The sequence below is a fragment of the Streptacidiphilus sp. MAP5-3 genome (genome assembly GCF_041262505.1).
Lineage (GTDB): Bacteria > Actinomycetota > Actinomycetes > Streptomycetales > Streptomycetaceae > Streptacidiphilus.
Map to the genome: position 1 here is coordinate 1 of NZ_JBGCCL010000072.1, position 1258 is coordinate 1258.

Sequence of the window (1258 nt, forward strand, 5' to 3'; positions counted from 1 at the left end):
CTAGTAGATTGTCGCGGCTAAGTGTCGTTCTGGTTGGTGGAGTTGGGCAGAATCCCCTTGTCGCTTTCGTCCGGCCAGGCAGGGGTGCCGTGTCCTCGCAGAAGAAGTATCCGGTTGTGTTGAGCGTCGAAGAGCGTCAGGCGTTGGTGCGCGTGACGACGACTGGGGTCCGCAGCGCGTCGATGATCAGGCGGGCGCGGGTGCTGCTCGCGCTGGACACCTCGGTCGGCGAGGTCGCTCCACGGACCGTGATCGCGGAGCGGGTCGGGGTCTCGTGCGATTCGGTCCGCCTGATCTCGAAGCGGTACGCGGAGACCGGCGGCGATGTGTGGGCCACGATCGGCCGGAAGGAACGCGCGTTCCCGCCGGTGCCCTCTGCGGTGACTGGCGAGGTCGAGGCGAGGCTGATCGCGCTGGCCTGCTCGACGCCGCCCAAGGGATACGCCCGGTGGTCGCTGCGCCTGCTGGAGAAGCACGTCGCGCTGGTCCAGGACATCCCGGATCTGGACCACTCCACGATCGGCCGGGTGTTAAAAAAACGGAACTGCGCCCTCACGTGAAGAAGTGCTGGACCATCCCGCCGGCTGCGAACGCGGCCTTCGCCGCGGCGATGGAGGACGTCCTGGCCGTCTACCGCCGCCCCTTCGATCCGGCGCGCCCGGTGGTGTGCATGGACGAGAAGCCGTACCAGCTGCTCGGCCACGTCCGCGATCCGCTTCCCGCGAGGCCGGGCCGCGACCGGCGCGAGGACAACGAGTACGTCCGCTCGGGGACCTGCTCGATCTTCTGCTGGGTCGAGCCGCTGCGCGGATGGCGGCGTGTGGACGCACAGCCCCGCCGGACCAGGGTCGACTGGGCGCACCAGGTCGAGCGCCTGCTGACCGTGGACTACCCCGACGCCGCCACGGTCGTGCTGGTGATGGACAACCTCAACACCCACACCACCGCCTCGCTCTACGAGGCGTTCGACCCGGGCAAGGCCTTCGCCCTGGCCCAGCGCCTGGAGATCCACCACACCCCCAAACACGGGTCCTGGCTGAACATCGCCGAGATCGAGCTTTCCGCGCTTACCCGCCAGTGCCTGGACCGCCGCATCGACGACCTTGACGTGCTCAACAGCGAACTCACCGCCTGGCAGCAGCACACCAACAGCAACCAGCGCCAAGTCGACTGGCACTTCACCACCGACGACGCACGCGTGAAACTACGCCACCTCTACCCCACCACACAGCGAAATTAAGCTGCGACAATCTACTAG

2 protein-coding genes are annotated in these 1258 nt (G+C 67.2%); both read left to right on the forward strand.

Annotated features, from left to right (window positions below):
* Positions 1-152 precede the first annotated feature (152 nt).
* On the forward strand, positions 153-560 hold the full coding sequence (locus ABH928_RS36460) for a helix-turn-helix domain-containing protein (protein ID WP_370073053.1): 408 nt from the start codon (positions 153-155) through the stop codon (positions 558-560).
* Positions 557-1240 carry an IS630 family transposase gene (locus ABH928_RS36465; RefSeq protein WP_370073054.1) on the forward strand — a complete coding sequence of 228 codons (684 nt, stop codon included), beginning with the start codon at positions 557-559 and terminating at the stop codon, positions 1238-1240. Before ABH928_RS36460 ends, ABH928_RS36465 begins: the two co-directional genes overlap by 4 nt.
* Positions 1241-1258 lie beyond the last annotated feature (18 nt).